The sequence below is a fragment of the uncultured Rhodococcus sp. genome, from assembly GCF_963525155.1.
Classification (GTDB): Bacteria; Actinomycetota; Actinomycetes; order Mycobacteriales; family Mycobacteriaceae; genus Rhodococcus_F; species Rhodococcus_F qingshengii.
Window position 1 is genome coordinate 1 of the sequence record NZ_CAURKP010000242.1, and the last position, 6,504, is coordinate 6,504.

Annotated in this window: 6 protein-coding genes; 2 read left to right on the forward strand and 4 right to left on the reverse strand. The window is 62.6% G+C overall.

What is annotated here, in order from left to right:
• Positions 1–24: 24 nt before the first annotated feature.
• Positions 25–942 (reverse strand): SPFH domain-containing protein, encoded by a 918-nt coding sequence (locus RWT78_RS26995; RefSeq protein ID WP_003944699.1) that lies wholly within the window; start codon positions 940–942, stop codon positions 25–27.
• A gap of 170 nt (positions 943–1,112) precedes the next feature.
• On the opposite strand from RWT78_RS26995, the gene nrdF reads away from it, so the two are divergent.
• The gene (nrdF, locus tag RWT78_RS27000; RefSeq protein ID WP_003944744.1) at positions 1,113–2,078 is read left to right on the forward strand and encodes a class 1b ribonucleoside-diphosphate reductase subunit beta; all 966 of its coding nucleotides are present in this window, start codon (positions 1,113–1,115) and stop codon (positions 2,076–2,078) included.
• Between the two features lie 73 nt (positions 2,079–2,151).
• Here nrdF and RWT78_RS27005 read toward each other — a convergent pair whose 3' ends face one another.
• From RWT78_RS27005 to RWT78_RS27015, 3 genes are all read right to left on the reverse strand, one after another.
• Positions 2,152–2,625 (reverse strand): NUDIX domain-containing protein, encoded by a 474-nt coding sequence (locus RWT78_RS27005; protein ID WP_314682128.1) that lies wholly within the window; start codon positions 2,623–2,625, stop codon positions 2,152–2,154.
• 65 nt (positions 2,626–2,690) lie between these two features.
• Positions 2,691–3,785, reverse strand: coding sequence for an iron-siderophore ABC transporter substrate-binding protein (locus tag RWT78_RS27010; protein ID WP_042924484.1), 1,095 nt, complete (start codon positions 3,783–3,785; stop codon positions 2,691–2,693).
• 49 nt (positions 3,786–3,834) lie between these two features.
• Positions 3,835–4,830 (reverse strand): ABC transporter substrate-binding protein, encoded by a 996-nt coding sequence (locus RWT78_RS27015; RefSeq protein ID WP_042450041.1) that lies wholly within the window; start codon positions 4,828–4,830, stop codon positions 3,835–3,837.
• 349 nt (positions 4,831–5,179) lie between these two features.
• Between RWT78_RS27015 and RWT78_RS27020 the strand changes: the two genes are divergently transcribed.
• Positions 5,180–6,504 (forward strand): cbb3-type cytochrome c oxidase subunit I (locus RWT78_RS27020; RefSeq protein WP_314682132.1); only part of this gene is annotated, 1,325 nt, incomplete at its 3' end.

Genomic DNA, 6,504 nt, shown 5'->3' on the forward strand with positions numbered 1-6,504 from the left:
ATCCGTGGCCATGTGGCCTTTCCTTTACTGGTAGAGCGAACCGGTGTTCAGCACCGGTTGTGCGTCGCGGTCGCCGCACAGCACGACCAGAAGGTTGCTGATCATCGTCGCCTTGCGTTCCTCGTCGAGTTCGACGACGTGCTTCTCCTCGAGCTGCTTGAGTGCCATGTCGACCATGGACACCGCGCCTTCGACGATTTGCTTGCGGGCGGCTATCACAGCACCCGCTTGCTGGCGCCGAAGCATCGCGCTGGCGATCTCCGGTGCATACGAGAGCCTGTTGATGCGTGTCTCGATAACTTCGACACCCGCCGCACGCACGCGGGCGTGAACCTCCTCCGACAAGGTGGTGGTGATGATATCGGCGTTCTCGCGCAACGAGACTCGGCCTTCGGCGTCGTACGGGTAGCTACCGGCGATATGGCGGACGGCCGCCTCGGTCTGTACGGAGACGAACTCCTCGTAATCGTCCACCTGGAACGAGGCGAGCGCTGTGTCGGCCACCTGCCAGACGACCACCGCCGAGATCTCGATGGGATTGCCGTCGGCGTCGTTCACTTTCGCCTGACCGGTCTCATGGTTTCGGATGCGCGTCGAGATCGATCGACGGACCGTCAGCGGGTTTGTCCATCGCAGTCCCGGCGTGCGCAAGGTGCCGCTGTACGAGCTTCCGAGAAGTTGCAGAACTCGGGCTTGATTAGGTTGCACCAAGGTCAGGCCCATCAGGAGGGGGAGTGACGCGATGAACAGCACCACTCCGACCGGAATCAGGGCGAAGAGTCCCAGAACTCCGCCAACGACGGACAGCGCGATTCCGGCCAGGAAGAGAAGGACGCCGCCGAGGAGCATCCAGCTGCCGGACAGGTCCCAGCCTGGGCGTTCGGCGATCGTTGTGGTGGCGACACCGGTCGGTTTCTCGGCCACGGTGGGTGTGCTGGTCATGCGAGACTCGCTTTCCATCGGTAAGTGATATTTAATTGATATCACATTTTTTGTACTCGTGGAGGGGCGCGTGCGACACATGTTGTTGTGTTGGCATCGCGGACCCGACACAACGGGTAGTGTTCAGGCAAGCCAACATTCGGCAGTATCTCTCTCGCTAGGTAGGAATTATGGTCAAGCTGGTCAGTCGCGTTTCCGCCATCAACTGGAATCGCGTCCAGGACGAGAAGGACGCCGAGGTATGGGATCGCCTCGTCAGCAACTTCTGGCTGCCCGAAAAGGTGCCGGTCTCCAACGACATCCCGTCCTGGGGAACGCTGACCGCGCAGGAGCAGCAGCTCACCATGCGCGTCTTCACGGGCCTGACGCTGCTCGACACCATCCAGGGAACGGTCGGCGCCGTCAGCCTCATCCCGGACGCGATCACTCCCCACGAAGAAGCGGTGTACACCAACATCGCCTTCATGGAATCGGTGCACGCGAAGAGCTACAGCTCGATCTTCTCGACGCTGTGCTCCACCCCCGACATCGACGACGCGTTCCGCTGGTCGGAGGAGAACCCCAACCTGCAGCGCAAGGCGCAGATCGTTCTCGACTACTACAACGGCGAGTCGCCGCTCAAGCGCAAGGTCGCATCGACGCTCCTCGAGAGCTTCCTCTTCTACTCCGGCTTCTACCTGCCGATGTACTGGTCCTCGCGAGCCAAGCTCACCAACACCGCAGACCTCATCCGCCTCATCATCCGCGACGAGGCCGTGCACGGGTACTACATCGGCTACAAGTACCAGAAGGGCCTCGAACAGCTCACCGAGGCCGAGCGTGAGGAGCTCAAGAACTACACGTTCGAGTTGCTCTTCGAGCTCTACGAGAACGAGGTCGACTACACCCAGGACCTCTACGATGGCGTCGGTCTGACCGAGGATGTCAAGAAGTTCCTGCGCTACAACGCCAACAAGGCGCTCAACAATCTCGGCTACGAAGGCCTCTTCCCGAAGGACGAGACGGACGTCAATCCGGCTATCCTGTCGGCACTTTCACCGAATGCGGACGAGAATCACGACTTCTTCTCCGGCTCGGGTAGCTCCTACGTCATCGGCAAGGCAGTCAACACCGAAGACGATGACTGGGACTTCTAGAGAGCGACCTACACGCCGAAGCCCGACTCCTGCACACGCGGGAATCGGGCTTCGGCCGTGTATTGAGAGCGGGCTAGCGCTGAAACCACGCTTCCGGCTTGTCCAGCAACGCTTTTGCGAGGCGCAGGCGCGAGGTTTCCGTCATGTCCGAAGGCAGTGCGCTCGGCGCGAACCACGCGACCTCGAGGTTTTCGTCGTCCGCCACGTGTGCATCTCCGCCGGTCCACCTGGCCAGGAAACACACGTCGAGGTACTGAGTCACGTCGCCGTTGGGGTACGTAATGGGCTCTGTGACATCGACACTCGTGATCCGAACCAATTCGGCGTCGACGCCGGTTTCTTCCTTCGCCTCGCGCACCGCCGCCGCCGACGGTTCCTCCCCAGGCTCGAGAACGCCGGACACGACGGCCCACTGACCGTTGTCGGCGCGGCGGGTGAGCAGGATCCGGCCGTCGTCGTCGCGGATCACGACGCTCACTCCGGACAGCCAGAGCGGCGCATGACCGACCTTCTCGCGCAGTGCAACAATGAATTCGGGGATCGGCATGTCAGAACCCGACCGTCACAGTTGTGGCGAGCCGCTTCGAATGTCGGAGTTGTGGTTCGTTCCAGTCAGCTGGCATATCCGTTCAAGGTTCCCTTCAAGTCCGCCAATACGGCACGGGCAGCAGTCATCCCGTTTCCGCTCCAGATGTCGTCTTCCGCTACGAACACACGTCGGTCGGTGGCAGCGGCGAGGTCCTGCCACTGGTCGCTCTTCATGACCTCGGTGCCGTAGGTACGACCGTTCGGCCCGTCGAAGAGTACGTAGATCAAGTCCCCTTCGGCGGCGCTGAGATCGTCGGCCGGAATCGGTGCCGTGGTCGCATCGGTCAATCGCTGCGCCGGTGGGCGCCGGACGCCGACGTCGCTGAGGATCTGTCCGGCGAAGGATGCGGGGCCCTCGATCTGCAGGTCCTTCGAACCGAACCGAACCACTGATGCCTGCGTCTGCGATGCATTCAATGCGTCGCCGAGCTGCACGACGTCCTGCTGGTAGCGGTCCAGCTCCGTCGCAGCCGCGGACGAACGGCCCAGTGCCTGGCCGGCGAGGGCGAACTGCGCTTTCCAGTACACGGGATCCGAGCCCGCGAACACGGTGGGGGCGATGGCGTCGAGTTGCCCGTACAAGCCGTCGGACGCCGGACTGGACCCGAGGATCAAGTCCGGCGCGGCGGCCTTCACGGCGTTGACGTCAGGTGCGCTCACGGGGCCGACACTCGGAATCTCCGAGATGCCGAAACCCAGGTACGACGGTTGAGGTGAGTCGACACCGGTCGCGGCGCCCACTACCCGCTCCCACAGGCCGAGGGCGCACACGGCGTCCATCGAGACGCTGTCGAGGACCACGATCCGTTGGGGATCGGAAGGAACCTCGGTTTCACCCGCAGTGTGTACGACTCGACGCTTCACCCCGGGGCCCGCTCCCGGGTCGGCTTGCGTCGGCGTCGGGCACGCGGTGGCGGTGTCGCGTTCGATGCCCATCACGCCGGCACCGGCGATCGACGTAGTGGTCCGGACGATGGTGCTCGCCGGATCGTCCGACGAGTCGGACGAGCAACCACCGAGGACGAGCATCGTGGCGGTGATCCCCAGGATCGAGACACGACGAACGGACGTGCGGGCGGTCGTGCGTGAGAGAACAGACGTGCGTGAGAGAACAGACAAGTCGACGGCTTCCTGTGTGAGCGGGCGCCGTTCAGGTTAGCTGTTCGACTCAGCTGTTCTGCTTGTCCACCTCGAACGTGTCCGAGAGGTCGTCGAGGATCATGTGGGCGCCCTGGATGCTGACCGGCGACATCCAACGTGAATCGTCCACGTCGACCTTGCGTCCTCGAAGCGTCTGCCACAGCGGGCTCTCGAGGAACGGCTTCGCAGCTTCGGCGCTCTTGCCCTCGGCGTCCTGCCAGGTGCTGATGAAGATGACGTCCGCGTCGGCTTCGTTGATCAGCTCGGGGCTGATCTTCATCATGATGTTGCCGGCATCGGCGGGGTCAGGTCCCTGGTTGTCCGGGCGCTTCAATCCGGCGTCCTGAAGAACGATGCCGCTGAACGAGGTGGTGCGGTAGAGACGTGCGGTCGGTTCACCGGCGAACCGGACTACCGAGATGACCGGGTTGTTCGCCTTCTCGTTGATTTCCTTGCCGACGGCAGCCGCGCGTGTTTCGTATTCGGTGATTTTCGCCTCGGCCAGCGATTCCTTGCCCAGCGCTTCACCGACTACGCGGATGTTGTCCTTCCACGTCGGACCGGTCGTCTGGGTGAAGACGGTGGGCGCGATTGCGGAGAGCTGCTCGTAGTTCTTCCCGTCGCGGACCTCGGCGGAGATGATGAGGTCCGGCTGCAGTGCGGCGATCTTCTCGAGGCTTGCACTGCTGACCGTCCCGACCGAGACGGCGTCCGCGGCGAATTCCTCCCGCGAGGATCCGAGGTAGTCGGGCAGACCGGGCTCGCGGTAGTCGACGTAGCCGACGAGCGGGGATTCGAGGAGAAGGACGGCGTCGGTGAAGCTGTTGTCGAGCGCGACGATCCGCTGGGGTGCTGCCGGGATCTCGGTACTTCCACGGAAGTGTTCGATCGTGCGGGGGAATGCGCCCGACTCGGTCGAGGTGGTGGTTGCAGCGGGCTCGTCGTTACTCGAGCAGGCTGGAACGACCAAGGCGATCGAGGCTGCGACGGCTACCAGCGCGGCGCGGCGGGGAAAGAATTTCACTGAATACTCCTGAGGTGAGTTAGGCGAGGGTGACCTTATCAGTGGAGGAGATGGCCGAAAACGGACACCGGCCGAATTCTTCGGCGGGTACGACACGCCGATTCGGATGTGGGTTCGGACTCCCGAGGGAACATAAACCGCAGGTCGTTCGTTTGGTGCCCCCAAAAACGGATGCTCGAGTACGACGCAGAGTAGGACCGGGTCGCGGTGCCTCGGAGTCACGGTCTACGATTCGATGAGCGCAAGCCAGAAGCCGTTGTCCGCAGCCCGGGCGACGGACCCTGCGGGCGCAACCAAGGGCTCTTTGACGGAGTCTGCGGAGCGACCAAAGGCACATTCAGGAGGATCAGTGACTGCCGTAGCGCCCCAGCCAGTCCCCACGATAGCGCCGGCCAGGCCTTACCCGCCGCGGCAGGGACCCAAGGGCTCATTCATTTTCAAGATGATCACGACCACCGATCCCAAGGTGCTCGGAATCATGTACTTGGCGACTTCCATCGCCTTCTTCCTCATCGGTGGCCTCATGGCACTGATGATGCGTGCCGAACTTGCTGTACCCGGCATGCAGTTCCTTTCCAACGAACAGTTCAACCAGCTGTTCACCATGCACGGCACGATCATGCTGCTGCTGTACGCGACCCCGATCGTCTTCGGCTTCGCGAACTACATTCTTCCGCTCCAGATCGGTGCACCCGACGTCGCGTTCCCGCGCCTGAACGCGTTCAGCTACTGGCTGTACCTGTTCGGTGCGATCATCACGACGGCCGGATTCGTCACGCCCGGTGGCGCAGCAGACTTCGGTTGGACGGCATACACGCCGCTGACCAGCGCGCTGCACAGCCCCGGCGTCGGCGCCGACCTGTGGGTCCTGGGTCTGGCCGTCGCCGGCCTCGGCACCATCCTCGGTGGCGTCAACATGGTCACCACCGTGATCTGCCTGCGCGCACCCGGTATGACCATGTTCCGCATGCCGATCTTCACCTGGAACATCTTCATCACCAGCATCCTGATCCTGCTGGCGTTCCCGCTGCTGACCGCTGCATTCATGGGCCTGTTCGTCGACCGCCATCTCGGTGGGCACATCTTCGACCCGGCAACGGGCGGTGTGCTCCTGTGGCAGCACCTGTTCTGGTTCTTCGGTCACCCCGAGGTGTACATCATCGCGCTGCCGTTCTTCGGCATCGTCTCGGAGATCTTCCCGGTCTTCAGCCGTAAGCCGATCTTCGGCTACAGCGGTCTGGTGTACGCAACGTTGGCCATCGCCGCTCTGTCGATCGCGGTGTGGGCTCACCACATGTACGCAACAGGCGCTGTTCTCCTGCCGTACTTCTCGTTCATGACGTTCTTGATCGCCGTGCCGACGGGTGTGAAGATCTTCAACTGGATCGGCACGATGTGGAAGGGGCAATTGACCTTCGAATCACCGATGCTGTTCTCGATCGGCTTCCTGATCACCTTCCTCTTCGGTGGTCTGTCGGGTGTCATCCTCGCGAGCCCGCCGCTCGACTTCCACGTCACGGACAGCTACTTCGTCGTCGCCCACTTCCATTACGTGGTCTTCGGTACGGTCGTGTTCGCCACGTACGCCGGTATCTACTTCTGGTTCCCGAAGATGACCGGTCGCATGATGGACGAGCGTCTCGGCAAGTGGCACTTCTGGACCACGTTCGTCGG